At 37.8% G+C, this 24,091-nt stretch carries 25 protein-coding genes and 1 rRNA gene; 7 read left to right on the top strand and 19 right to left on the bottom strand.

All coding sequences use genetic code 11. From position 1 onward, the window contains the following. Window positions 1-3: 3 nt before the first annotated feature. The 6 genes from H9650_RS19620 to H9650_RS20825 all read right to left on the bottom strand — a co-directional run bounded on the left by H9650_RS19620 (window position 4) and on the right by H9650_RS20825 (window position 6,184). Window positions 4-453, bottom strand: a complete 450-nt coding sequence (locus tag H9650_RS19620) for a tripartite tricarboxylate transporter TctB family protein (protein WP_191697942.1) — start codon at window positions 451-453, stop codon at window positions 4-6. Between the two features lie 55 nt (window positions 454-508). Continuing rightward, window positions 509-1,519 (bottom strand): Bug family tripartite tricarboxylate transporter substrate binding protein, encoded by a 1,011-nt coding sequence (locus H9650_RS19615; RefSeq protein ID WP_144541693.1) that lies wholly within the window; start codon window positions 1,517-1,519, stop codon window positions 509-511. A gap of 138 nt (window positions 1,520-1,657) precedes the next feature. Then, window positions 1,658-2,353: a response regulator gene (locus H9650_RS19610; RefSeq protein WP_191697941.1), complete on the bottom strand. Its 696-nt coding sequence runs from the start codon at window positions 2,351-2,353 to the stop codon at window positions 1,658-1,660. Next, the gene (locus H9650_RS19605) at window positions 2,337-3,953 is read right to left on the bottom strand and encodes an ATP-binding protein (RefSeq protein ID WP_191697940.1); all 1,617 of its coding nucleotides are present in this window, start codon (window positions 3,951-3,953) and stop codon (window positions 2,337-2,339) included. Before H9650_RS19605 ends, H9650_RS19610 begins: the two co-directional genes overlap by 17 nt. A gap of 1 nt (window position 3,954) precedes the next feature. Continuing rightward, window positions 3,955-4,884, bottom strand: coding sequence for an AEC family transporter (locus H9650_RS19600; RefSeq protein WP_191697939.1), 930 nt, complete (start codon window positions 4,882-4,884; stop codon window positions 3,955-3,957). Between the two features lie 145 nt (window positions 4,885-5,029). Further along, a complete protein-coding gene (locus H9650_RS20825; RefSeq protein WP_318245424.1) occupies window positions 5,030-6,184 on the bottom strand; it encodes an SEC-C metal-binding domain-containing protein in 1,155 nt (384 codons plus the stop codon). Window positions 6,185-6,354: 170 nt separating this feature from the next. Between H9650_RS20825 and H9650_RS19590 the strand changes: the two genes are divergently transcribed. From H9650_RS19590 to H9650_RS19575, 4 genes are read left to right on the top strand one after another with little or no spacing between them, the layout of a single operon-like run. Beyond that, complete coding sequence (locus H9650_RS19590) at window positions 6,355-7,074, top strand: ABC transporter ATP-binding protein (RefSeq protein ID WP_191697938.1); 720 nt, start codon at window positions 6,355-6,357, stop codon at window positions 7,072-7,074. Between the two features lie 14 nt (window positions 7,075-7,088). After that, window positions 7,089-7,832: an ABC transporter permease gene (locus tag H9650_RS19585; RefSeq protein WP_144541680.1), complete on the top strand. Its 744-nt coding sequence runs from the start codon at window positions 7,089-7,091 to the stop codon at window positions 7,830-7,832. Window positions 7,833-7,882: 50 nt separating this feature from the next. Beyond that, a complete protein-coding gene (locus H9650_RS19580) occupies window positions 7,883-8,341 on the top strand; it encodes a LytTR family DNA-binding domain-containing protein (RefSeq protein ID WP_151112526.1) in 459 nt (152 codons plus the stop codon). Further along, window positions 8,338-8,748 (top strand): DUF3021 domain-containing protein, encoded by a 411-nt coding sequence (locus H9650_RS19575; protein ID WP_144541676.1) that lies wholly within the window; start codon window positions 8,338-8,340, stop codon window positions 8,746-8,748. The genes H9650_RS19580 and H9650_RS19575 overlap by 4 nt, the downstream gene beginning before the upstream one ends. 88 nt (window positions 8,749-8,836) lie before the next feature. On the opposite strand, the gene H9650_RS19570 is transcribed toward H9650_RS19575, so the two are convergent. The 3 genes from H9650_RS19570 to H9650_RS19560 form a co-directional block, all read right to left on the bottom strand. Beyond that, the gene (locus H9650_RS19570) at window positions 8,837-10,006 is read right to left on the bottom strand and encodes a PstS family phosphate ABC transporter substrate-binding protein (RefSeq protein WP_225216185.1); all 1,170 of its coding nucleotides are present in this window, start codon (window positions 10,004-10,006) and stop codon (window positions 8,837-8,839) included. An 11-nt stretch (window positions 10,007-10,017) separates the two neighbouring features. Beyond that, window positions 10,018-10,866 carry a VanW family protein gene (locus H9650_RS19565; protein ID WP_144541674.1) on the bottom strand — a complete coding sequence of 283 codons (849 nt, stop codon included), beginning with the start codon at window positions 10,864-10,866 and terminating at the stop codon, window positions 10,018-10,020. Between the two features lie 157 nt (window positions 10,867-11,023). Continuing rightward, window positions 11,024-11,638, bottom strand: a complete 615-nt coding sequence (locus tag H9650_RS19560; protein ID WP_144541672.1) for a PH domain-containing protein — start codon at window positions 11,636-11,638, stop codon at window positions 11,024-11,026. A 123-nt stretch (window positions 11,639-11,761) separates the two neighbouring features. On the opposite strand from H9650_RS19560, the gene H9650_RS19555 reads away from it, so the two are divergent. Continuing rightward, window positions 11,762-13,909 (top strand): M28 family peptidase, encoded by a 2,148-nt coding sequence (locus tag H9650_RS19555; RefSeq protein ID WP_191697937.1) that lies wholly within the window; start codon window positions 11,762-11,764, stop codon window positions 13,907-13,909. Between the two features lie 112 nt (window positions 13,910-14,021). Here H9650_RS19555 and H9650_RS19550 read toward each other — a convergent pair whose 3' ends face one another. Continuing rightward, window positions 14,022-14,981, bottom strand: coding sequence for a D-2-hydroxyacid dehydrogenase family protein (locus H9650_RS19550; RefSeq protein WP_191697936.1), 960 nt, complete (start codon window positions 14,979-14,981; stop codon window positions 14,022-14,024). 18 nt (window positions 14,982-14,999) lie between these two features. Further along, window positions 15,000-15,734, bottom strand: a complete 735-nt coding sequence (locus tag H9650_RS19545; RefSeq protein ID WP_144541666.1) for a sulfite exporter TauE/SafE family protein — start codon at window positions 15,732-15,734, stop codon at window positions 15,000-15,002. Window positions 15,735-15,895: 161 nt separating this feature from the next. On the opposite strand from H9650_RS19545, the gene H9650_RS19540 reads away from it, so the two are divergent. Then, window positions 15,896-16,888, top strand: coding sequence for a PQQ-dependent sugar dehydrogenase (locus H9650_RS19540; protein ID WP_144541664.1), 993 nt, complete (start codon window positions 15,896-15,898; stop codon window positions 16,886-16,888). A 62-nt stretch (window positions 16,889-16,950) separates the two neighbouring features. On the opposite strand, the gene H9650_RS20545 is transcribed toward H9650_RS19540, so the two are convergent. Then, the gene (locus H9650_RS20545; protein ID WP_225216184.1) at window positions 16,951-17,931 is read right to left on the bottom strand and encodes a GNAT family N-acetyltransferase; all 981 of its coding nucleotides are present in this window, start codon (window positions 17,929-17,931) and stop codon (window positions 16,951-16,953) included. Between the two features lie 75 nt (window positions 17,932-18,006). Between H9650_RS20545 and H9650_RS19525 the strand changes: the two genes are divergently transcribed. Next, window positions 18,007-19,146: an FAD-dependent monooxygenase gene (locus H9650_RS19525; RefSeq protein WP_191697935.1), complete on the top strand. Its 1,140-nt coding sequence runs from the start codon at window positions 18,007-18,009 to the stop codon at window positions 19,144-19,146. Window positions 19,147-19,176: 30 nt separating this feature from the next. Here H9650_RS19525 and H9650_RS20705 read toward each other — a convergent pair whose 3' ends face one another. The 7 genes from H9650_RS20705 to rrf form a co-directional block, all read right to left on the bottom strand. Beyond that, window positions 19,177-19,311 carry a hypothetical protein gene (locus H9650_RS20705; RefSeq protein ID WP_255475362.1) on the bottom strand — a complete coding sequence of 45 codons (135 nt, stop codon included), beginning with the start codon at window positions 19,309-19,311 and terminating at the stop codon, window positions 19,177-19,179. A 16-nt stretch (window positions 19,312-19,327) separates the two neighbouring features. Continuing rightward, window positions 19,328-20,032, bottom strand: a complete 705-nt coding sequence (locus H9650_RS19520; protein WP_191697934.1) for a prefoldin domain-containing protein — start codon at window positions 20,030-20,032, stop codon at window positions 19,328-19,330. Then, window positions 20,029-20,760: a hypothetical protein gene (locus tag H9650_RS19515; RefSeq protein ID WP_151112510.1), complete on the bottom strand. Its 732-nt coding sequence runs from the start codon at window positions 20,758-20,760 to the stop codon at window positions 20,029-20,031. Before H9650_RS19515 ends, H9650_RS19520 begins: the two co-directional genes overlap by 4 nt. Beyond that, window positions 20,744-21,586 carry an ATP-binding cassette domain-containing protein gene (locus tag H9650_RS19510; RefSeq protein ID WP_370455762.1) on the bottom strand — a complete coding sequence of 281 codons (843 nt, stop codon included), beginning with the start codon at window positions 21,584-21,586 and terminating at the stop codon, window positions 20,744-20,746. Before H9650_RS19510 ends, H9650_RS19515 begins: the two co-directional genes overlap by 17 nt. Window positions 21,587-21,630: 44 nt before the next feature. Further along, entirely contained in the window at window positions 21,631-22,002 is a 372-nt protein-coding gene (locus H9650_RS19505; RefSeq protein ID WP_144541653.1) for a GntR family transcriptional regulator, read from the bottom strand. Window positions 22,003-22,221: 219 nt separating this feature from the next. Continuing rightward, window positions 22,222-23,088, bottom strand: coding sequence for a helix-turn-helix transcriptional regulator (locus tag H9650_RS19500; RefSeq protein WP_151112506.1), 867 nt, complete (start codon window positions 23,086-23,088; stop codon window positions 22,222-22,224). A gap of 929 nt (window positions 23,089-24,017) precedes the next feature. Next, a 5S ribosomal RNA gene (gene rrf, locus H9650_RS20925) occupies window positions 24,018-24,091 on the bottom strand; the annotation flags it as partial.

Genomic DNA, 24,091 nt, shown 5'->3' with positions numbered 1-24,091 from the left:
TCCTTATAGCAGTGGAAATCCTGGTAACGAACCTCCGAGCAGCTCTGAGAATAAGTAATAAACCCCGACTGAAAATACGGCAGATATGATGACCGAGTAAATAACTTTTCCACGTTCAACTGTTTGAAAAGCAACAAGCAGAAAGAGAAAAGTAGAAATAACATAACCAATCTTTTCGAGTAAAAAGGCGTAAAGTAAGGCACTAACAAAAATTATGATAAATTTCTTATATTGAAGCTTTTCTTTGCCAGATTCCTCTGATTTATATCTAAACGTTTCATATATTAAGCGAATACTAAGAAGCATTAATATAATTCCAAGCCACATCGGAAAGATTTTTGGTCCTACTGAGGAGCCATATGCGCTATCAGAAATTTTTTGACTCTCCACCAAAAAAATTATTCCTACCAATAAAAAGCCAATACCAGCAAAGCGGTCAAAGCTTTTATTCATCTATCTATCCCTCCCACCAAAAGGAAAAGGCGACTTTACTAGTCGCCTCACCTGATTATTTCTGCATACCAAGAGCTGTTAGCAATTCTACAATTACTTCATCTTGCTCTTCTAAATAAGCGGTAAAGTCTTCTGAGTTACGATATTCACTAGCCCAGCCGTTTCTCTCAAGCTCTGCTTTCCACTCGTCTGTCTCCGTCATCTTTTCCAGCTTTTCTGACCAATAGGTTACAGCACCTTCAGACATTTCCTTAGGGCCAAAAATTCCACGCCAAATAGTGAATTCTGCATCAATTCCGGATTCCTTGAATGTTGGAACTTCAGCAAGCTCTCCCTCTAATCGTTCACTAGAGCTAACTGCCAAAACTCTCACATCTCCAGACTTCACATAAGTTGCGATAGTAGAAGCATCTGTAGCTATCACATCAGCATTTCCACCAAGAAGAGCAGCAACTGCTTCTCCCCCTCCGTCATAGGACACATACTTTACAGACTTAGGGTCGATTCCCGCTTCATGTGCTGGTAGTACTCCAACTAAATGATCCATAGAGCCCGGTGCTGACCCTCCAGCTAAAGTAACTGCTTTCGGATCTGCTTTAATAGCGTCTAGCACGTCTTGAAGTGATTCAAACTTAGAATCATTTTTTACTACGATTGCGCCATAATCACGAGTAAGCTGTGCTAAAGGAGTAGTATCCTTGTAGCCATATGGACTATTCCCTTCAGCCTTGTTGTTATTAATAAGAATTGGTGGTGATTTAACCATTAGGACATGATCGTTTTTTACTTCTTTCGTAGCGAATTCTGCCATGTATACAGCTCCACCACCACCTGGTTTATTCTCCACTGTAATTGGCTTCTCCACCAATTTTGTATCGTTTAATGTTTTTGCAATGGCACGTGCTGTAAGATCCCAGCCACCACCTGCTCCAGAAGGAGCAACAAGTGTAATGTTATTCTTTGGATACTCCGATGCTTTAACACCTCCATCATCCGATGAACATGCTGCAAGACCTAATGTAAGTGTTGCGACTAAAGCGATAGGAGCAAATTTTTTCATCCACATCTAACTTTCCCTCCTTATAACCTATTTTATGAGAGCGTTTTCATACGCTTTCTATTAATTTATCAAAACATTTTATATATTCAATGTTTATGGTTATAAGTTCAATAAGGAACATAAAAATCATTTTGTTCATATTGTTCACGACTGATTTATAAAGTATCTTCTCTCTGGTCTTCCTACTGAACCGTAAATAAGCTCTGTATAAACGATTCGTTCAGATACTAAATACTCTAGATATCGCCGTGCAGTTGAGCGACTAACACCAATATCCATTCCAAGTCCCTCTGCTGTAATCCCATCCTTAATTTGTTTAATATGATTGACTACCTTTTCCTTTGTAATTGGATCTATCCCTTTAGGAGGTATTGCTTCCTTTTCTAACGTACCGTTAGTTGTACTGTTTCCCCAAAGAGATTTGATGATGCTTTCCTGGACTTGTCCCTCTTCTTCTAGAATGTCTCTTTTTGCCTTGTACGCAAGTAAGCTTTCTTTAAATCTTTCAAAGGTAAGTGGCTTTAAGATATAGTCTGCTACACCGCTTCGGAATGCTTTTTTTACAATATTAGATTCAGAGGCAGCTGTGATGAAGATAATGTCTGTTTCTGGACTATATTCCTGAATGACTTTTAGTAGCTCTGTCCCTTTCGTATCAGGTAGGTACACATCTAGTAAAATCAGATCCGGCTTATATGAAATAATCCAATCCTTCGCCTCTTCTCCCGTGAAGGCTGCACCAATCATTTGGAATCCTTCAATTTTCTCTATAAATCTACGATGAATATCAGAAATTCGTCTGTCATCCTCTATGATTAAAACTTCAATTTTCTTTGTCATGCAAGTAACCTCCTTTTGGTATAGACACGATAAACAATGCCCCACCCAAATCTCCTCGTTCAATTGAAATCTTTCCAGCTAAATCATTTAAACTATCCTTTACCTTAACCAATCCGTATCCATGATCTCCCTCACTTTTTGTGGATATCTTTTCAGTTAGTACAATATCTAATAGCCCATTCGGCATTCCATTTCCAGAATCCTCGACTTCTATAATAATTTCTTCTCCATTATCAAAAATATATATCCGAACATTTCGTTCTGCTTCTGGTTTAGATTCGACCGCCTCAAAGGCATTTGTCACTAAATTTCCTATGATAGAGACAAATAAATGCTTTTGTAAATGACTTGGAATCTTTTCTAAGTAACTATCCTCATCTAAGATAAAGCGCACCTTCAACTCCTTGGCCCGATTTAAAAAGCCAATCACAATTCCCCCTAAAAAAGGGTCCTGTAATCTTCTAGTCATAAATTGAATAAGCGACTGATGCTCTGCTGTCTCTAACTGTATTAACTCAATCGCATCCTCGTAGGAATGAAGCTGTATTAAGCCAGAAATTGTGTAAAGAAAATTGTGATACTCATGAGTTTGTGCTCTTAGGGCTTCTGTGTACTGCTTTACCTGTGAAAGCTCCTCCGACAGCTTGTCTATGTCAGATTGAAGACGAAAGCTTGAAACCGCTCCTATAATTTCCTCACCGACACGTATTGGAATTCGATTAACAATAGCCTTTTTCCCTTTAATCTCCATAGGTCGGTCTAAATGCTTCTCCCCTGTCTCCATAACCTGCAGGAGGTATGTATTAGGGATAACCTCCCAAATATTCCTCCCCACCAATTGGGCTTCCGTAGGTAAAGAGAGAACTTCATGAGCTGCCGTATTAATCATAGTAATGATTCCCTTAGCATCGACCATTATGACTCCCTCCCGTATCGACTCTATTAAAGCATTTCGCTCCATGAACAAGTTAGCAATTTCCGAGGGTTCTAGATTAAAGAGCTCCTTTTTAATAGTCCGTGCCAAAATACTAGAGCCAATAATTCCAATGGCTATTGCAATCAAAACAATATATGCAATATTATCAATATACCTTGCAAAGATGAGACTCATGTCTTCCTTTAAAAACCCTACCGAAATAATCCCGACTATTTCCCCCTGTTCATCCAAAACAGGAGCCTTTCCTCTTAACGCAGATCCCAATGTCCCAGTCGCCTCGGAAACGTAGGATTTCCCATAAACTAATGCTTGCTCATTGTCATCGCCAACCATTTTTTCTCCTATTCTGTCCTCTACTGGGTGGGCGTAACGATAGCCTTCCTCGTCTCCAATAACTATATATTCCGCTCCGGTTAAACCCTGAATCTCTAAAGCTATTGGCTGAAGGAGCTCAGAAGGATTTTCTGACTGAAACCCCGCCAAAATATCCGGTCGCTCTGCTGTCGTCTTGGCTATACTGAGTGCCCTTTCTCCAATTTCATCTTCTATCGCATGAGACATTGTAAAATAAAGAGAAACACCGATAATAATTGCAACTAATGACACAAAGATTGCACCAAACCCAAATATTCTTTTTTGTAATGAACGTTTCTGCTTCTTCATCTCATCCCCACCATATATTCGATAAATAAATGACAACTGTTACTGTTAGGCAGCTAACAACGGTTGAAAACAATACTATTTGTGCTGCTAGGTTTGGCTCCACATCATATTCTAGTGCCAAGGTGGAACTGTTTCTAGAAGTCGGAAAAGCGCTTGCGATAAACAAAGACTGAGCAACGACTCCATCCAATCCCATTAAAGTGATTAATCCAAAGGCAAGCAATGGGCCTATTATTAAGCGACCAAATGTGCTAAACAAAATGAGCTTGTTGAAAATAGTCTTTATATTGAGCTGCGCCAATTGTGCGCCCAGTGTAATAAGCGCAATGGATATAAATGCATTAGCTAAATAGTCGATTGGAATTCTCAATGATATAGGAATGCCAATATTCCAGTAATTCATCAATGCCCCTATTATCAGCGCATGTACCAATGGGAGACGAAATAAACTTTTCAATATGTCCAGTCCAGATTTTGTAGTAGATATCAAATTATAAAGTCCATATGTATAGGTCATGATATTTTGAAAGATAACAATAATGATTTGAATAGAAGTTCCCAGTGGATTGGCATAGAAAAGCATTTGACTGACCGGAATCCCATAGTTTCCAGAATTGATCAGCACGATACTATTACTAAAAATAGCTGACTGCTTCTTCTCTAGCTTTAAAAGTTTTCCAAGCAGCCAGCTAACCACCATTAAGCAAGCACTAAAAATAAGCAGATATAGCGTAATGCTTCCTAATATTCCTGCATTAACTTCAGTCTCATAAATGTTAATAAACACAGCGGCTGGCATTAGACAATAGGTGATTAGGTTAGATAACGCTTTCAGGTTAAACGAAAACTTCCATTGTAGCCATGCACCAATCATCAACATGATTAAAATAGGTGCTACTACCTGTAAAAAAACCATACTTAAATATTCCATATCCCCTTCTCCTTTCATAATTTTTCCCCCGTAAAATTTTTAGATGTTATTTAACTTTTTAAATTTTCTGCTATATCATTATATAGAAAAACCACCAGTTAATGGTGGTTCTCCTGTATTTCATTAATTTTTTCAATAAAGCTAATCATTTTCCACAGCATTTTTTATATTTTTTACCGCTGCCACACGGACATGGATCATTTCTACCTATTTTTTCGCTTACTACTGGTTGGGAAGCCTGTGCTTGTTGCTCTTGTTCAAACTCTATGGCGTTTTGCTCCGCAATTTGCTTCCATTCTCCCAACGAATCATGTGAACGTCCCATTACTGTATAGAAAGCGTAAAGTGTTTGTTCTAAATCAATCATACCGCCATGGTAGCCATTACTAAGGTAATCCTCTATTAAAGGAAATGCTTGCTCTGTTAAGTGAGCTGTTATAGACTCAATAACAGTCTCTTTTCCAGTCTCATCTAACTTATCATAGCTTTTTATTAGTACTTCTATTGCTTTGTCCGTTTTCGTTTCTTTTAAAATACTGGTCGCATAAATACACGTTTCATTCTTCATCGCATAGGGAGCAACTGCTTCCACTACATCATCTGATTGAAAGCTACTAAGTGCAACTGCCACTTCTTCTAATAGAATATCTTCTTCTCTATCTAATAGGGTAGCAAGCGAAGGTATATATTCATTTAACTGTAGGATACCAACTGCTCTTACAGCTAAAATGCCAGCGACCGAGAAATGCTTTTCTCCTATCTCTTGCTCCAGAATTTTCTTCACTTCTTGAGGGCCATAGCTGTCCTTCTCAATCATTCGTCCAAGTATCTTTTTAGATTTTTGAAATTCTAGCGCGTTGAATCCATCACGGTTAACGTTCCCAACAACCTCCTCATACGTTTTCCAAAGCGCATCCTTGCTTGCCTCCAATAATAATTGATTGAATTCAATGTACTCCGTTCCAATATAAGGAGTAAGCTGATCTGCTTTGTCCACCAGAACCTGAGAAGGTAGATTCATGACATATTGAAGGACTAAATGTCTCTTCGACTTTGTTACCTTTTGGAGGAGCTTCATCAGAATCGGGAACGTTTCTTCTGTTACATTATTCTCCTGTCCCCAGACTAGAATGGAATCCCTTTCTTGTACGTCAGCATTTAGGGAATTCGTTAGTTGTTCATTTACCGTCTCACTTGGCGTAAATGGAAATTCATTCAGTACATACGATGCAAATTCTCTGACCAGTCTTTCCTCATGATTAATCATGGGAGTTACTTTGTTTAAGAATGCTTGATTCATTTGAATTCCTCCTTTAATACTCTCAATATACTTCCTTTTAGTAGACAATTGCAACTTGCCTATAAATTTATGTAAGTTACCTCCTCCAACTTACCACTTACCGAAATACAGAAGAATGCAAAGCAGAATCATCATACACTTGGTTTATAAATAAAACGGGAGGGATTATTTTGCATATTATTGAAGTTCAAAATTTGAAAAAATCTTATGGGGATAAGGAGGTACTAAAAGGTTTAGATTTTCAAGCTGCAACGGGGGAAATCATCGGGGTGATTGGAAAAAATGGAGCAGGTAAATCTACTTTTTTAGAAATTCTCATGACTATCAAGCAATTTAATGCTGGAAGTGTCCTAGTACTAGAAGAAAATATCCGTACCATTTCCATGCAGCGCTTAGAAGAGCTTCGAAAACAAATTGCGGTTGTTCTTCAGCCGACTCAATTTTATCGTACGTTAAAGGTAGAGGAATTATTAAAGCTATTTAAGTCCTATTATAGGTCCTCCATTGATATAGAAAAAATTATGGGAGACTTTAAATTAGAGCCACATCGCAAAAAATATTTTGATAAATTATCTGGTGGCTGGAAACAAATTGTTAGCCTAGCTATTGCATTTTTGTCCGAGCCCAAGCTGCTTATTTTAGATGAGCCAACCACTGGTTTAGATCCACATATGCGTAATATGCTGTGGTCCTATATAACTCAATACAATGAACGCACCGGAGGCACCGTCATTTTGACTACCCACAATATGGATGAGGTAGAGCTGTACTGTGACAAGGTATTGCTAATCAACAATGGTACAAACGATGTTTTTGCTACAACCGATGAAATTTTAGCTTTAGGCCACCGCTCCATCAATGACTTTTACCTTCAGAAAGTATCTATCTAAGGGGGGGACTTATCATGTTAGCTACACAATTAAAATATGATTTACTTATGTTTTCTAGAGAAATTTTTTACCTTGTCTTTGCCATTGTTATACCACCAATCACGTATATCTTTATGGGCCTATTATATGGTGAAATGACGTATGATCATGGATTAAATTATGCACAATCTTATACACCATCCTTTATTTTACTTATAACATTCACCGTTGTCTTTTTTGCTTTTGGGTTTGATCAGGTCACTCATCGAACAACTGGTGTTGAAAAACGAATTCGCCTATCTCCTGTACCCAAAAATATTTTACTAACTTCAAGCATTTTACGGGCGATTATTATTACAACCATAGGCTACCTTATGATATTTGGCATTGGATTAGTTATGTATGATTTGTCCTTTGATTTAATGAACGTTCTTGCTTCCTATGGTTTTTTTATACTTATGAACGTTGCATTATTAATCATGGCGTCTGCTATTTACTCCTTTTTCAAGAATATGAACAGTGCTCTTGTATTTTCTATCGTTATCATGCAAGTTGTCATTTTTACCGGAGGTTTTGCACAGCCGATTAACTTAATGCCAAAGTTTGTGCAGGTTATTGCAGAGCTAAACCCGCTCTATCACATGAATAACATGTTTAAGGCAGTGTGGAATGGTCAGCTTTCTTTGTCTAATGAAGCGCTGATTTCTCTTAGCTATATTGGAGGGGTTCTGATTGTATCTATCCTCGTTATTCGTTTCATGCACAAGCGGAAAATCTAAAGACAATTATTATTTGAAGGTTTACACTATTGATAAGAGAGGTGCTGTAAATGAAAGTATCGTTAACTATTGATAGTGAATTTAAAGAGACGAAAGTCAAAATTGAAACGCCTAAGCTAAGTGAATCAGTGCAGGAATTATTAGAGTTTATAAAAGGCAGAGAAACTGAATTTTTAGTTGGTAAAATAGGTGAAATGCAGCATATTCTAAAGCCAGAGGATATTCATTATTTTCATACAGAAAAGGAGGCTGTTATTGCAGTAACCTCAACTGGATCGTATAGATTGAAGGAAAAGTTATATGAGCTAGAGGAAATCTTACCATCAAGCAAATTTATACGTTTATCTAAATCTGTAATAGCTAACCTCTATGAACTCAATCGTTTTGAGGCTTCTTTCAATGGGACGCTATGTGTTTACTTTAAATCTGGAGCAAAAGAATATGTCTCTAGAACGTACGTCAATCATATTAAGGAGGCCCTAAAGATGAACAGGAGGAAAAGCGAATGAAAACTTTTTTGTTTAGAAGCATGATTGGTATCTTTTTCGGTGCATTTATAGCTGTCCTATTAACAAATGGTGTCGTTCTCTTTAGTGACAGAGAAACATTAAACGGGCCGCTATTCTTGAAAAATTCATTAGGTTCTATATTTTGCGGTTGGTTATTCACAGTAACTCCACTCTACTTCGAGAATATGCGTTTTACAATGATGCAAGCAACTGTCCTCCATTTTCTAACTGTTTTTGTAGCATATTTTATCTTTGCCTTCTTTATAGGCTGGATTCCTTTTACCTTGTTAAGTTTTGGAACTGCACTTGCCATTTTCGTTGTTGTTTATACCTTACATTGGCTAGCCTTCTACTACTATTTCCGTATACAAGCAAAAAAACTAAACAAAGAACTAAACTCTATATAAGAAAAGTGTAGGAAATCTGTGGAGGTAGTTCGCAGATTCCTATTTCCTAACACAAGAATAATAGGTTATGAGGAAAACTCGCAACCTATTATTTATGTATTGGTACATATCCTGTTTTTTCAACTAGTTCCTGCCCTTGCGGAGAAAGAATCCATTCGATGAGTTCATCTACATAGGGATTTTTAGTATTGGTTGTTATTACATAAAACTCTGATGCAATTGGATATTGGTTGTTTCGAATATTCTCTTTCGTAGGTGCTATCCCGTTTATGTTTAATAGTTTAATCTGGTCGTTTTTCACCATTTCATTCGAATAATAACGAAAGGTGTAACCAATAGCATTTTTATAATTTTTATATTGGGCTACCTCTTCAATAATTCCATCCATGGCATTCACAATATCCTCAGTCGGAGCTTCCATTAAAGGAGTTTCTCCCATTAAATTTTGTAAAGCTGTTTGACTCCCACTACCCTCAGGTCGTTGGAATGCTCGTATAGAATCGTCACTTCCTCCAACATTCTGCCAATTTTTAATGCTCCCTGAGTAAATATCCTGGATTTGCTTAATACTGAGCCCGTCTACTTCATTTTTTTGGTGGACAAAAAACACAAATGCTTCTCTCCCAATCGGTGTAAGTTTAAGCTCTACACCATTACGCTTTGCGTGATTGATTTGCTCCTGAGAAGGCTGCGCAACAAAAATCATATCTACCTTACCTTGGATTAAATTATTGTATGCATCGGGAGTTGTATTCACCATGACTTCACTGGAACCTGGCTCATATGTTTTTTCTGGGTAAACCGCCTGAGCAAAAGAAGCATACAAAGGATATAAAGCAGTCGCTCCGTCCATCTTAGGTAGATTATCTGTAATTTTGAGCGACGCCTCTTCTTCTAGCGTTGCAATCTTTAAAGGCTCAATGAATGGCTGATACTCCCAAATATCTAATTCTGCCCCCACTGTTGGAATACTATTCTCGTACATCTTTTTAACAGGAGTAATTGCACTAATTGCTAGAGCTATTCCCATGATTCCTAAAAACCATTTTGTCCTTTTTTTAGTAGTAAAAAAATTAAACAATCGGAAAATGAAAAATAAGTACAGGGCAATTGCTCCAGTTATTAATGTCGCTATATAATAAATGTTTCCAGTCAATGCAAGTACTACGAGAATGAAAAATGTTATCATGCTTAAGCCTATTAAACTAAAAAATGCATAGAATATTTTTGCTCTTAGTGACTCTTTTCGTTCATCCATTCTATTACCCCCTAATACTTTGCAGAAGTTGTCAGCATAGGCTCATACATCATTATCGCGTGATTTTGCGTAATGAACTCATCATCAATTAACCCACCCTGCAAATCATATACTCTTCTATAAATACTGTTGTGTCTAACATAGCCTCCCCAATATTCCTTCGAAATTAAATGGTCCTTCTCGTACACCTCATATCTACTAGTAGCAGGGTTGTCTGCTCTCCATTCTCCTACTAAATGGGTATCCGTTAGATATAATATTAATTGATAGGGCTGACTTGTTTCATTCGTAATCTGCAGATCCAAGTAATTGTATGCACAGGTAGCCCCGCTTCCAAATGGTTGACTGCGATTAGAATCGGGGAATACATCATAACTATGGCGATATCGCTCCGTTACCTTAAGCGGTGTATGCAATGTAATCCAATAGATCAGGTTTGATAATTGGCACAGGCCACCTCCGACTCCTACCGTTACCTTTCCATAGTGTAAAATCATGCCTTCGACGTAACCCTTTCTCTTACTCGTATTTCCGATTAATCGCCAATATGAGAGCGTTTCTCCAGGTTGAACGATGACACCACTTATTTGCTTAGCAGCAATTTTAAGATTCCTAATCTTGTTATGCTGTAGCCACATTTCTACATCTTGTAATTCGCGGAGTAGAAGCGTTTGATGAGAGGCAATAACCTTTGGCTTTCTATTCTCTACCTTCTCTAAAGCATATTTTTTCTTTCCAGCATACCAATCAACATAACGCTTCATACGAAAATACTTTTTTCCAAAGTAAATGCGTAATTGACTTCTATCTATCGGCTTCAGTGATTCCACTACTTGTCCCTCCTGTTCTGAATTAGACATATAGCTCAATAATAGACCAACTTTTCAGAAATAAGAAGCATCACTTTGATAATATTGACAAAATAGGAGTTAACTCCCTTGTAATAGAGGAGCATAAATTAGACAAGTTATTTGACATAAAAAAACACTACCCATACAGGTAGTGGCTTAGTTCATCTTATTCGTTAATAAATAAATCAAATACATCCTTGAAGTCTTTTTTCAAGTATTTGTCTTTTTGCTCTAGCATCCAATTCGAAGAGAATTGAGTAATTGCTTCGAATGAAGACAATGGAGTAGTATCTTTACTTTCCATTTTGCCGACGGACTGAGCCGCATAGCCTAAGCTGTTTTGAGCAATTTCATATTTCTTTTTGTTGTCTATCGTTTGAATTGAAATGGTATGGATTGCCTTATACAAATCTTTAATTTCTGTCGCAAACTTTTTGTGAATATCAATGCTTAATGGAACATTACCAATCGTGAATTTAATCTCCATATCAAGATCAATGGTGCCTGCAGTTTCGAGCGCTACATCAGTAATCGGATTGTACGCATAGTCATAGCGGCGTAATGTTCTTTTCTTGCTAATAGCATTTTCCCCGTCTACATGAATCAGAGCTTTGTTGGTAAAGCAATATTCATCAGATTTTGTTTTAATGAGAAAATAAACTATCTCACCTGCTTCGTGCATGACAAAGTCATCCGATTCTGTCTTATCAAAATCTGCTTTAGACACAACAACTCCGATATCTGAAATTCCTAAAGCATCTGACGCAAGCTTTTTAAACATATAATTGACCTCCTTAAGTTTCCTTCATCTTATAATATTCCCTATTTCCCGTAAAGAAAAGTGGTAATAATTATTATTTTTTGATAATATTAATTTCTACATAGTATGAAAGGAATGTGATACATGAAAAGAATCACAAAGGCGCTAACTCTATCCCTTCTGGTAGGACTTGCTCTTGCAGGCTGTACTGACAAAGAGGTAAAAGAGGACGCTGATAAAGTAAAAGATGGTTTAATCGATAATATTTCAGATGAGTATTTATCATCAGTTGATGTAAATTATGCCTACGAATTTACTAAAAGCTTAGAAGAATTTAAAACAAATGAAAAGCTTGGATACCGAACTGCTGGTTCTGTGGCTGAACTAAAAACCGGTGAAAAAATTGGACAAGAGATGGAGAAAATAGGCCTTACCGAAGTAACGAAGGATGAGTTTTCTTTAGATACTTGGACATTTGAAAAAGCCGATTTAACGTTCACCGATGAAAACGGGAAGGAACATTTAGCTGTTCTTGGTGGGTATCAGGTTAATTTCAATACAAATGGTATGAAGGAATATGATATTGTTTACGGTGGAAAAGCAACTGCAGAGGATTTAGAAGGCCTCGACATCGAAGGCAAGCTCGTTTTAATAGATATTAATCAGCGTGAGGAATGGTGGATAAATTATCCTGCTTATCAAGCCCATGTAAAAGGTGCTGCAGGTGTTATAGCCGTACAAGAAGCTGGTTATGGCGAAGCATCCCCAGATGCACTGAATGCTCAGGATATTTGTGGACCAGATGATGCCCCTGCATTTTCAATGTCCCAAACTGATGGAAATAATCTTAAAAAAGCATTGGAAGCTAGTGAGACTGGCTCCATTAAAGTAAAATTTGATGCAAAATCTACTGTTGAAATGGATGGTAAATCCTATAACTACTACGGAAAAATAGTAGGAAAGGATCCCGAGTCCTATATTATCCTATCTGCCCATTATGACTCCTACTTCACAGGTTTTCAGGATGACAATGCAGCAATTGGATTGATGATGGGTGTTGCAAAAGGGTTAGTCGACAGTGGCTATCAGCCGGAAAAAACAATTATCTTTAATGCCTTGGCAGCTGAGGAATGGGGAGTTTCTAACTCTCGTTATGACTGGTCAACTGGAGCATACAATCAAATCTTTAAAATCCATCCAGAATGGGTTGGAAAAGCATTTGCCAATATGAATTTTGAATTACCTGCTTATGAGCATACTACACAGGATGAAATTCGAGCTACTTACGAATTGAATAATTATCTTACAGAGTTCTCTAAAGATGTTCCTACTGTAGAAGGAGTTTATAAAGACGGAATTTCTGTTGTATCTCCATTACGTACTTGGTCAGATGATTTTTCCTTTAATATTGCTGGCGTCCCTGCCCTACGTAATGATTTCCAAGATAGCAATTATATGCGTACTCATTACCATTCTCAGTTCGATACAGAGGAGCAGTATAATGAGGATGCATTTAAATTCCACTTAAACTTGTATGGACTTTTAACCATGCATTATGACAAAACTGCTGTTGTACCTTTAGATTTTACAACCCGTCTAAACGCTATGAAAGAAACATTAGATGAAAATATCTTTGAACAAGCTGAGGTATCTTCGGACAAGCTAATAGAAGAAATTGATCATGTACTTAAAGTGGCAAAAAACGTAAATAAGAAGGTGGCAAAGATTAATGAAGATTACTTAAATGCCCTTTCTAAGGATGATCATGCCACTGCTAAAAAGCTTTATAATCAAAGCCGTCAGCTCAACAGTGACTTGCTATCTGCATTTAAGCATACAGAGGACAGCTTCACTCGCCTTACTTGGGAGGATGCAGTTATATTCCCATTTGAGCATCCGCAAAACAACATTAATAACTTAACTCTATCAATTGAAGCATTAAAGGATGGAGATATCGCTACACCATTAGATGAATACCTTTGGAATATTGATAATAATTGGTATGCCTATGACTTCGACCAAGAAGTATTTGATTACTTCACAGCCTACGTCCTAGATGCGCCAGCCGATAAGCTAATGTGGGGAGAGGGACGAATCGTTGGACACGAAAATCTGTACACATTAATCCACTCTCTTAAAGAAAAAAGGGATACAGAAAATCCAGACCTATCAGAAGAAATTGCAGTTCTGGATCGAGTATTAAAATCTCAAAAAGCATTATTGAAAACAACTACTTCTGAGCAAATTGCTGACTTGCGAGAGCTTGGCAGACAGCTTGAACAATTGAAATAAGGTAAGTAAAAGGGGCACAAGACTACAATTAGTCTTGTGCCCCTTCTTTTTTGACCCTGTGAGTCAGCTCAGCACAAATCAGTCGGTTCTACTCCTGGTGTCTCATCTAGCTTTAATTTATTTTACGGATAGCTTCTCCTTTTAGAAAAGCTGCAATGTCCTCAACTGCTTCTTTAAAGTAGGTACTGTAGTTAATCTCACTCACATAGCCTAAATGCGGAGTTGCTAGCACATTATTTAGTGTGCGGTATGAGTGATTTTCTGGTAGTGGCTCTTCATCGAATACATCTAAGCCTGCTCCTGCAATCCACTTTTCACGTAAGGCTTTTATTAACATTTCCTGGTCTACAATAGCAGCGCGAGAAGTATTGATCAGATAGGCGGTACTTTTCATCTGCTGTAATTCCTGTTTTCCTATTAGCCCTCTTGTTCGGTCGCTTAATACTAAATGAACAGAGACAAAATCACTTGTTACTAGAAGCTCTTCCTTTGAATTTGCAAGACGAACACCATATTGGTCGGTTTGCTCCTTCGTTAAGTTTTGGCTCCATGCGATAACATTCATCCCAAATGCCTTTGCAATTATAGCCATACGACTACCGATTTTACCTAATCCAAGCAATCCTAAAGTTCTACCGTGTAGATCTGTTCCTACGGTGCTCTGCCATGCACCATTTTCTCTTAATGATCTATTCTCCTCTGTAACTTTTCTGGCAAGGTTTAAGATTAGAGCCCATGTCAGCTCAGTCGGTGGCTCTGAAGAGCTCGCTGTTCCACATACAGTTACTCCATGTGCAGCTGCAGCTGCTAAATCTATAGAAGCGTTCCTCATTCCTGAGGTTATTAAGAGCTTTAGCTTGGGTAACTTTTCAAAAAGTGATGCTGTAAAGGGGGTCCGCTCTCGCATGATAACAATAATTTCACAATGGTTAATTGCTTTTAATAGTTCCTCTTCCTTTTCAAAATGCTGAGAGAAGGATTGTACATCTACCTGCTCCTTCACAGTTGACCAGTCGGCCATTTCCATAGCTACATGCTGGTAGTCATCTAAAATTGCACAATGTAATTTCATATAACCTCTCCTTTCCTATTACTTTATATAATCAATTACTATTTGCACTATCAACAAAACTGTTACTACCCGTAGAAGTGGCGTTATGTGCTTAGATTTTAATTTGCGCGCTAGCCTTACTCCTAGCTGCGCTCCAATAATTGCTCCTAACATAAGCGCTAGAGTAACTGGCCACAAAATTTTCCCAGTGGATATATACGTAATAGAGGCTCCAAAACAGCTAGCAAATACACCGATTCTAGCTAGCCCTACCGCTCGGATATAGGCAATTTTCTCACTAGCATACAAGTATAATGCCAGTGTACTACTTCCGGGTCCGAACATTCCATCATACATTCCAATCCCCACTAAGGAAGGAATCGTTTTTTTATTCAGCTGGAAGGTTGAAGTTCCATCAAAATTACCTTTTCCCATAAAGGAGTTAATAAATGCAAAGCTTAATAACACAATCGCAAGGATCATCAACGTCTCTCCGCTTAGGAACGACGCAGTGAGTCCCCCTAATATTCCTCCCCCTAAACAAAATATTAATACAGAAAGTGCTTCCTTCGCTGACACTTCCTTTTTAGAAAAAATGACCAGAAAACTTGATAAAGAGCTAACTGTATTTGATACCTTGTTCGCACCGATTGCTGAATGTATCGGTAAGCCCATAAGCAGCATCAATGGCAGACTGATAAGTCCTCCGCCCCCTACTAGCGTTCCTACCGTATTCCCTGCTATTCCAATTATAAAAAAAATTAGAAATTCCATTGTCTAGCCTTCTTTCTTAACTCTTCTGTAAATTCAGCATACCCTCCCTCTTATGATAAGTAAATTCGATAGAATCTATCGATTATCATTTGTAAAACTTATTGTCTTAGGCAGGATTATGCTTTTCTTTAATAGAAGTACTAACTGGAGGAGGTTTTTATATGAAAAGACTCATACTATTATCACTTATTTTATTCGGATGCTCTCAGGAGGCAATTGAACCTGAAAAAGAAATTGCAGAAAAAGTTGCGACCAATTTAGATATTCCATGGTCAATCAACCAGCAGGATGGCATCTTTTATATATCTGAGAGAGTTGGTACCATAGCTGTTATTGATGGAGCAACTGTTACTCACGAGGAGGTCTTGCTTTCGGATAAGCTATCCTCCGCTTCCGAGGCAGGGCTACTTGGCTTTGTACTTAAACCAGACTTTCAAGAAACTAAGGAGGCTTTTGCCTACTATACGTACGACCTAAATGGTGAATCTTTTAATCGTGTAGTTACTTTAAAGCGAGAAAACAAGAAATGGAATGAAATAGAAATACACATCGATAAAATAAAGACTGGTAATATCCATCATGGCGGAAGACTAGAAATAGGACCTGATGGAAAACTCTATGTAACTATTGGTGATGCAGGTGACCCTAATAATTCTCAGGATGACACATCAATGAACGGAAAAATTGTACGAATGGAGGACAATGGCTCTTTCAAAATTTTCTCCACTGGTCATCGCAATCCTCAGGGACTTGCATGGCATGAAAATGGTACACTTTTCGAGGCAGAGCATGGCCAATCAGCTAACGATGAGATTAATATAATTGAACAGGGCAAGAATTATGGCTATCCCATTATTGAAGGGAATGAGACAAAGGATGGCTTTGTGACCCCAATCATTACTTCGGGCAGTAGTGAGACATGGGCACCTTCCGGCATCACCTTTCACAAGGGCAAGCTATATGTAGCCTCTCTTCGCGGAGAAGCAGTAAAGGTGATGAATGTAGAAACGGGCAATGTAGAACAGTCCATCACTGGCTTTGGACGTGTACGTGATGTCTTTTCAGATGGTGAAGCACTCTATTTTGTCACTAATAATACAGATGGTCGTGGTAATCCAAGCGAGGACGATGATATTTTATATAAGCTAAAATAGGAAAACAAAGCATATATTTTTAAAACATAAAAAAGCATCTGGTCCAGATGCTTTTCTTCTATTTATATATTTCGTTTATATCTTAAGGAAATGGCTTGATCCTCTGGCTTGCTCTCATAGGATTGCTGCTCATGCTGAAATTTAAATCCTCGTGCCTCATAAAAAGGAATTCCAAGCATATTGTCTTTCGTTACCGACACCCATTGTTCATGTGCACCGTATTTACTTCGCTGAACATCTGTTAGATAGCTCAGCAGCCTTGTTCCAATTCCTTTGTTCCTTTTCTCTGGATCCAAGTAAAGGACATATACCTCTGAAATTCCTTTATCATCTACTCCACCGCCAATTGCACCAACGATTTCATTGTTGAGAAGCGCTACAAAGTATCCATTCCAATCACGATTAGTTTCCCCAATTTCCTTTTGGATTCTCTCTACCGTGTAAAACTTTTGAATAACACCTTCTATGTACTCCTTAGAATATAAATCATTATATGTGTTCCATTGTGCAGCTACACATACATCAACTATCCCCTGCTCATCCCCTTGCTGAGCTTTACGTACTAGTAATTCATTTACCTTAAGACACATAGCTATTTGAAATCCTGAACGCCCTAAGTATCTGCGCCCCTCATCTATGAATCCATTCTTTAAATAGACAGCCTGGGCAGCCTTATTGGCTTCGTTGACCCCGAGCACAATTTGCTTTATATCTGGGAAATGCTCTTTTACAAATGAAGGCAGAAGCTTAATAGAGGCTTTAGCTATTCCTCTCCCTTGATAATTGGGATGAATGGAATATCCTCTTAGTAAAATACTTTCTGGTATATCGGTGTAATGTAGCTTGTCATCTCCTATGTCTAATACAAAAAAGCCCGCTACTTGTTCCCCTTCTAATATAACTATTGGAGTGTAGGTAGGATTTGTTTCACTTTTTTTCAACATTTCTATTGGATGACCTGTGAAGGCTAGGTGTTCCTCAGACAATGTGTAATTGTCCAATGCCTCTCGATAGTTTGGTTCATATTTTGCTAATGCAATCATGTTTCTCCCTCCCCTTTTTATTAGCATAACATAAATTTTCTGCTAGACTAGATGTTATTAAGGAGGATGGTTAACGTGAAAATTTCCATAATTGGTGGCGGTATTGGAGGACTTTGTGCAGCAGTGACTCTCCAAAATCAAGGTCAAGAAGTACAAGTTTTTGAGTCTGCTAAAGCCTTTCAACCGGTTGGAGCAGGAATAGGAATCGGCTCCAATGCTTTGCAGGCTCTAATGGGAATCGGTGTAGGAGAAGAAATTTTCAATAACGGCTACGTGCTGCATACACAAGTTTTTCAAGATGTGCATGGAAAAACGTTAAACACCATCGACTTCTCCGTCCTAAAAAAAATGTATGGACAAGAGAATATCACCATACACCGTGCTGACCTCCACCGAACCTTTTTAGAGGCTCTCAAACCAAATACCATTCAGTATAATAAAAAATGCATTCACATTCGACAAGATGAAAATGGGATTACAGCTTTTTTCGAAGACGGATCTACAGCTGAAGCAGAGCTTCTAATAGCAGCTGATGGTATTTATTCTCCTATCCGCCAACAGCTTTTACCTAATACCACACCCAGATATTCTGGTTATACTTGTTGGAGAGGTATAACAGAGAACAAAGGAAGGGTAGAAGAATACACTTCCAAAGAGCTTTGGTCCACAAGAGGCAGGTTCGGCATGGCACCAATGAGAGGCGGGCTTATTTATTGGTTTGCTTGTATTAACACCACTCCTAGAAATCCTGCCTATCAACAGCTAAAGCCTCAAGAAGTGGCAGCTATCTTCACTCATTTTCCTAGCGTAGCATCCGATATTATTGCTACTACTCCTGCGGAAAATCTTCTCCATCATGACATTTACGATATTAAGCCTCTTCAAAATTTTGTGTTTGATCGAGTTGTCTTATTAGGAGATGCTGCCCACGCAACCACACCGAATATGGGACAAGGCGCTGGACAGGCAATCGAAGACTCAATTGTACTAGGAAACGGATTTAAACAATTCAAAGATGTAAATAAAGTATTGGCACATTATGAGAAGAAGCGAGTAGCCCGTACAGCTAAAGTAATTCGCCTCTCTAGACAAATTGGGGAAACTGCTCAAATTTCCTCACGTCCTATCGCCGCTGCTCGAGACTTTCTATTCCCTCTTCTCCCATCTAAAGCATTACTATGGCGTCTCAAGTTTTTATTTGATGTGAGGCTATAAAAAAAAGCGCCTGCATTAAGCAGGCACTTATTATTTATTACTTATTTTTTCTAAAATTTCAATGAGGCGATCGTTTTGTCTCTCTATATTTTTTAATCTCTTTTCAATTGTACTAGAAGAGATTAAAACGATTAATAATAGTGCAATGCCTATAAATAAACCCAAATTATTCCACTCCTAATTAATAAATTTGCAAACCTAATGGATCATCTATTTCTATATGTTTCGGAACCTTTAGGTGAATATATGTGACGCCTCTTACATTTTCATACGAAAACACTTCATTACTATCATCCGGGAGAATCGTTAAACTGTTAGAAAACTTATTAAATTCGACTTTTTGTCCCGTTATCTCCTTCGCAACTAGGTGGTTCCCAGACCAATATATCATATGAAGAGGTATTTTATCTTCCATAGGTATGCCAAATATAAGGGTGTTAGTTCTATAAACTTTACCTTCTACGACTTGATCGCTAGAGTCCGTCCATTCCACCACAAACCTAGTCGAGTAAGTGTCAATTCCTTCATATCCAATAGATAGATTCGTTCCACTTAATTCCTGTGTCCACTCTTCAATCAGAAATTTTTCAGTAAGACTATTTGTCTCAGAGTTTTTTAAAGCTTCTTCTAATGCTTTATTTTCTGCTTCTAGATCTTGAACCTCTTCCTTTTTTAGAAGATCTGAATGATTACTTGGGATAAGCTCAAAAACAAACGTTGCCATTAAGAGAATCACAATATAAGTAAAAATAATATACTTCTTAAGCTTAAAGGAGCCATTGAAGGACCTTTTACGCTTTTTAAACAGTTGTATTAAAATTAAAGCTACTACTATTATTAAAACAATTGGGAGAAAGGCTACTAGGAATACAAACATGCTACTCATGCTCTTACCTCCCATCTATTTGCGGCTACAAGTGAAATGATAAAGAAGATTACAGTTACACCAAGTACTTTTAGCATAAAGCTCCACAAGTCTCCATTTACTATAAAGAAATATTGTATAATATTTTGCCCCAAGGAGGTAATCACTAGCCCTACAAAGAGTAAAGGAAGTAATATTATAAATCCCTTATGCTTTTGGACTAATGCTCCAAGCAAGTACCCAAAAGAGGTCAACATCCAAATAAGGATGAACAATAAAAGAAGAGTCATGACTGTTTCCCCTGGCTCGTTCAATATTCCTGGGCTTTTTATAAACTCTACTTTACTAAACACTACTTGGTATAAACGCAACAGGTAGGTCGATAAAAAGGTAGTGACCGCTGCAATTATACTTACAATCATCAGTACAATTATATTGGCTATATTACTGCTTAGTCGAGTAGAGACAAACGAAAAATCATCATAACGATACGCCTTAGTAGTGATTAAATTCCCGACAAATACGGCCCATATTGCTACAAATACAAAGACACCATCAAGTGTAAAAATGTTAAAAGTGATTTCTGTGCCATTAAAGCTGGTTCCGCTCGTTCCAGTACTACTAGTAAGTAGCAGTGCTAACACTTGGATGAATATTAATGAAAGAAAAGATCCAATAAAAGCCTGTAGCTTAAATTTCACCTGTGCTTTCACTACGCTTGCTAAACTGACATTACTTAAAAACATCATCAATACCCTCCTTAGTATCACTAGTCACGTACATGCACACATCGCTTGCCGACAATGACTGAATACTAGCACCTTCTGCACAAGCCTTTTCAATGGTAGAAGTGTTTTTCACTACTACGTATTTTCTCTCACTATCAATCTGCTTTGAGTAATAAATTTCTTCCCCTGCTGTCCATTTATCTAAATCAGCTGTCGTCCATTGAAGTCCCACAGCATAATCTCTTATTTCATCAAGTGATTGATGTAATATTACCTTCCCTTGATGAACCAATAAAATATCCTCTAACAAGTGCTCTATTTCCGCTAAGTGGTGACTAGAGATCAAGATGGAACGTGGATGTGCTATATAATCCTTCAGTAATGCTCGGTAGAAATCAGTCCTCACTGCTTCATCCATCCCATTCATCGGTTCATCCAGCATAGTTAGCTCACAGTGCGTAGAAAGTCCAAAAATCAGATTAAATGTAGCAGATGCCCCTTTGGACAAATTAGAATACTTAAGCTTTGGATTTATTTTAAAATAATTTAGTAAGCGTTTGGCAAGCTCAGCATCCCATTTTTTATAAAAGGTTGGTGCTAGGTTTAAAATTTCTTCTAGATTCAGAGAGTCTGGAAAAGTCATCTGATCATCTACTAATATACTGTTCGCAGATACTAATAAGTCATTATAGGGATTTCTCCCAAAGACACATACTTCCCCTGAGCTAGGCATGATAAAACCAGTTAATATTTTCAATAATGTTGTTTTACCTGCCCCATTGCGACCGATAAGGCCTGTAATTTTCTGATCACTTAGCTCGAAGGTTATATCCTCTAAAGCATTCATATTACTATATTTTTTTTTGACTTCTCGACATTCAATTGTCTTCATCAATTTTCCCCCCCGCATTTATGAATCAGTTGAATTAACTCCTCTTTTGTCACTGACAACCTTTTAGCTTCTAATACCAGATCTGTTACCATTTTTGTAAGTGTCTCATTTCTTCGTTTATCTAGAATCATCGTCTTGGCTTCTGTCGCAACAAACATCCCAAGTCCCCTTTTCTTATATAACGTATTTTCCTCTACTAATATTGTAAGTCCCTTAGCTGCAGTCGCAGGATTAATATTAAATAGTTCTGCCAGCTGATATTGGGAATATACCTTTTCGTCACTTTTAAACCGCTCGGCTATTATTTCATTCTCTAGCCATTCCGCAATTTGTACATAGATGGGCTTTGCACTATCCGTATTTAAAATCATTGCGGTAAATCCCCTCTCAATTGAAGTTAGTACATTAGTGTTGTAATGTAGTATATAATAATTAAACGAAATTGTCTATAAAATTTAGGCAATAAAAAACCACACCTTTAAGATGTGGTTTTTAATTTGATTTGAAAGAATGTATTTCCGAAAAAAACATAAAGGTTATAATGAGTAGAAAAACGACCTTATAAAAAGGTACCCCTGATATTCATTTGTCTACTCTAACTCCAGATCAAAATTTAAATTAACTGGTTCAGCCGGCATACTATCAGGAGTATTTAAGTTTGTTGTAGGAGTTTTATCATCCACTTCTTCAAAAGCAAACTCGTCCATCCATATACTCCCTGAGCCTTGCAATAAAACACCGAAGTAAATCACTCCTGCATTTGGAGGTACATCTAGTACAACGCTATAATGATTCCATCCAGTGGTCCCTTTAATAGGACGATTGCTCATATTATCAAATTGAAGTGTGTCGCCGTCCTTGGCGTCAATCCGCATCCAAAGACCAGCAAACCCATCTATATTCATAGACTTTATAAAACAAGATAGCTTTAATCGTTTACCGCAGTATTTACTTGCCTGAAACTGTTGCATGACAGTGCCGAATTCTTCATCTTTTGTAGCCATTACAGAACGCAAATAGCCTGAAGCATTTCCCTTATGCACCTCTTGAAAATCTCTACCCATTTCATAGCTCTGTGGGTTCGTACCACTTATAAACCAACCTTTCATAACCTCTACCTCCTTTGAATTTTCTAGTAAGGTACGCATGAGCATTCTATACTTCCCTGGCGGCAACCCATGGGCCTTACGAAAGGCTCTCGTAAATGCTTCCTGCGACTCAAATTGGTAAGTAAACGCAATGTCTAGAATACGTTCATTTGTATAAATCAATCGCTGTGCTGCTATCGTAAGTCTTCTGTTACGAACATATTCATGTAACGACATTCCAACCTTTTGCTGAAACAATCGATGAAAATGATAAAAAGAATAGCCAGTAACTTGTACTACTTCCTCGTTACGAACTGGTTCCTCTAATTTATTTTCCAACCAGTTAATTGTTTGTTGAATTATATTCATTCGCTCATGCACCTCCTATTAATTACAGTTTATCTGGTAGAAGTTAGGATTTTTTGATATTTTTTGCGGATTTTCGTTGGAAAGATAAATTATAGATATAAAATAACAGTAGTTAGGAAGAATTTTTGGATTTATGACCGTTCGTGGAGATTTATGACCGGATAGAAAAATTTATGACCGGATAGAGTCATTTTATAACCGGATAGATTTTTTTATGACCGGATAAATTATTTTATGACCGTTCAATATTTCCTCTTCTTATCAGTCACTCTAACCTCGTCAGATCCTTTCAATTTGATTTTTTTCAAACATATTATTCCAATTAAATATATGCCTAAAATAATACTAAATCAGCTACGCTTTTACTTAAAGGATTAAATTATTTTCTTTCTGTCATATTTCGTTCCTATTTCCCGGGAAATGTCATTTCAAGGAAATAATCGATAATTTTGTTCGACATAATAAATAATCCTCTTAAAATGATGACGAAAGATGCGCTTATAAAGATTTCATTTAATTTAGCATTGGAGAAACAATAGCATCATGGACATTCCTTCTTTGGAAGAGAAGCTTACTTTCGACTTTACTTCTTTAATAATACCAAACAAAAAAGCCGCCACCGATTGCTCGGTAACGACTTCCTATAGTGCCCAGCGACATCCTACTCTTGCAGGGGTAACCTCCAACTACCATCGGCTCGGCTGCGAAACCAGATGGACGGCAGATTTCTTCGTCAGCCGCAGTCGATCGGTTCTCGCGTATGCTATACGCTCCGAGCCTCTCTTCCTTGCTTCCTCGAACTCTTTGCCCCTCTGCTTTCTCGCACACTTGCTTAGTTAGAAATGGTTAGGTGCCTTCGGTATTTCTAATTTCTTTATAGAACAAACAAAAAAGCCGTCACCGATTTCTCGGTAACGACTTCCTATAGTGCCCAGCGACGTCCTACTCTTGCAGGGGGAGACCCCCAACTACCATCGGCGCTGAAGAGCTTAACTTCCGTGTT

Source organism: Psychrobacillus faecigallinarum (assembly GCF_014836595.1).
Taxonomy (GTDB): domain Bacteria; phylum Bacillota; class Bacilli; order Bacillales_A; family Planococcaceae; genus Psychrobacillus; species Psychrobacillus faecigallinarum.
Note: the sequence above shows the minus strand (reverse complement) of the source record. Positions and strands in the feature narration are given on the sequence as shown.

What these genes read in the sequence shown, in the direction of transcription:
- H9650_RS19620 (WP_191697942.1), bottom strand. Translation starts at nt 453, where the DNA reads ATGAATAAAAGCTTTGACCGCTTTGCTGGTATTGGCTTTTTATTGGTA.
- H9650_RS19615 (WP_144541693.1), bottom strand. Translation starts at nt 1,519, where the DNA reads ATGTGGATGAAAAAATTTGCTCCTATCGCTTTAGTCGCAACACTTACA.
- H9650_RS19610 (WP_191697941.1), bottom strand. Translation starts at nt 2,353, where the DNA reads ATGACAAAGAAAATTGAAGTTTTAATCATAGAGGATGACAGACGAATT.
- H9650_RS19605 (WP_191697940.1), bottom strand. Translation starts at nt 3,953, where the DNA reads ATGAAGAAGCAGAAACGTTCATTACAAAAAAGAATATTTGGGTTTGGT.
- H9650_RS19600 (WP_191697939.1), bottom strand. Translation starts at nt 4,884, where the DNA reads ATGGAATATTTAAGTATGGTTTTTTTACAGGTAGTAGCACCTATTTTA.
- H9650_RS20825 (WP_318245424.1), bottom strand. Translation starts at nt 6,184, where the DNA reads ATGAATCAAGCATTCTTAAACAAAGTAACTCCCATGATTAATCATGAG.
- H9650_RS19585 (WP_144541680.1), top strand. Translation starts at nt 7,089, where the DNA reads ATGTTAGCTACACAATTAAAATATGATTTACTTATGTTTTCTAGAGAA.
- H9650_RS19580 (WP_151112526.1), top strand. Translation starts at nt 7,883, where the DNA reads ATGAAAGTATCGTTAACTATTGATAGTGAATTTAAAGAGACGAAAGTC.
- H9650_RS19575 (WP_144541676.1), top strand. Translation starts at nt 8,338, where the DNA reads ATGAAAACTTTTTTGTTTAGAAGCATGATTGGTATCTTTTTCGGTGCA.
- H9650_RS19570 (WP_225216185.1), bottom strand. Translation starts at nt 10,006, where the DNA reads ATGGATGAACGAAAAGAGTCACTAAGAGCAAAAATATTCTATGCATTT.
- H9650_RS19565 (WP_144541674.1), bottom strand. Translation starts at nt 10,866, where the DNA reads ATGTCTAATTCAGAACAGGAGGGACAAGTAGTGGAATCACTGAAGCCG.
- H9650_RS19560 (WP_144541672.1), bottom strand. Translation starts at nt 11,638, where the DNA reads ATGTTTAAAAAGCTTGCGTCAGATGCTTTAGGAATTTCAGATATCGGA.
- H9650_RS19555 (WP_191697937.1), top strand. Translation starts at nt 11,762, where the DNA reads ATGAAAAGAATCACAAAGGCGCTAACTCTATCCCTTCTGGTAGGACTT.
- H9650_RS19550 (WP_191697936.1), bottom strand. Translation starts at nt 14,981, where the DNA reads ATGAAATTACATTGTGCAATTTTAGATGACTACCAGCATGTAGCTATG.
- H9650_RS19545 (WP_144541666.1), bottom strand. Translation starts at nt 15,734, where the DNA reads ATGGAATTTCTAATTTTTTTTATAATTGGAATAGCAGGGAATACGGTA.
- H9650_RS19540 (WP_144541664.1), top strand. Translation starts at nt 15,896, where the DNA reads ATGAAAAGACTCATACTATTATCACTTATTTTATTCGGATGCTCTCAG.
- H9650_RS20545 (WP_225216184.1), bottom strand. Translation starts at nt 17,931, where the DNA reads ATGATTGCATTAGCAAAATATGAACCAAACTATCGAGAGGCATTGGAC.
- H9650_RS19520 (WP_191697934.1), bottom strand. Translation starts at nt 20,032, where the DNA reads ATGAGTAGCATGTTTGTATTCCTAGTAGCCTTTCTCCCAATTGTTTTA.
- H9650_RS19515 (WP_151112510.1), bottom strand. Translation starts at nt 20,760, where the DNA reads ATGATGTTTTTAAGTAATGTCAGTTTAGCAAGCGTAGTGAAAGCACAG.
- H9650_RS19510 (WP_370455762.1), bottom strand. Translation starts at nt 21,586, where the DNA reads ATGAATGCTTTAGAGGATATAACCTTCGAGCTAAGTGATCAGAAAATT.
- H9650_RS19505 (WP_144541653.1), bottom strand. Translation starts at nt 22,002, where the DNA reads ATGATTTTAAATACGGATAGTGCAAAGCCCATCTATGTACAAATTGCG.
- H9650_RS19500 (WP_151112506.1), bottom strand. Translation starts at nt 23,088, where the DNA reads ATGAATATAATTCAACAAACAATTAACTGGTTGGAAAATAAATTAGAG.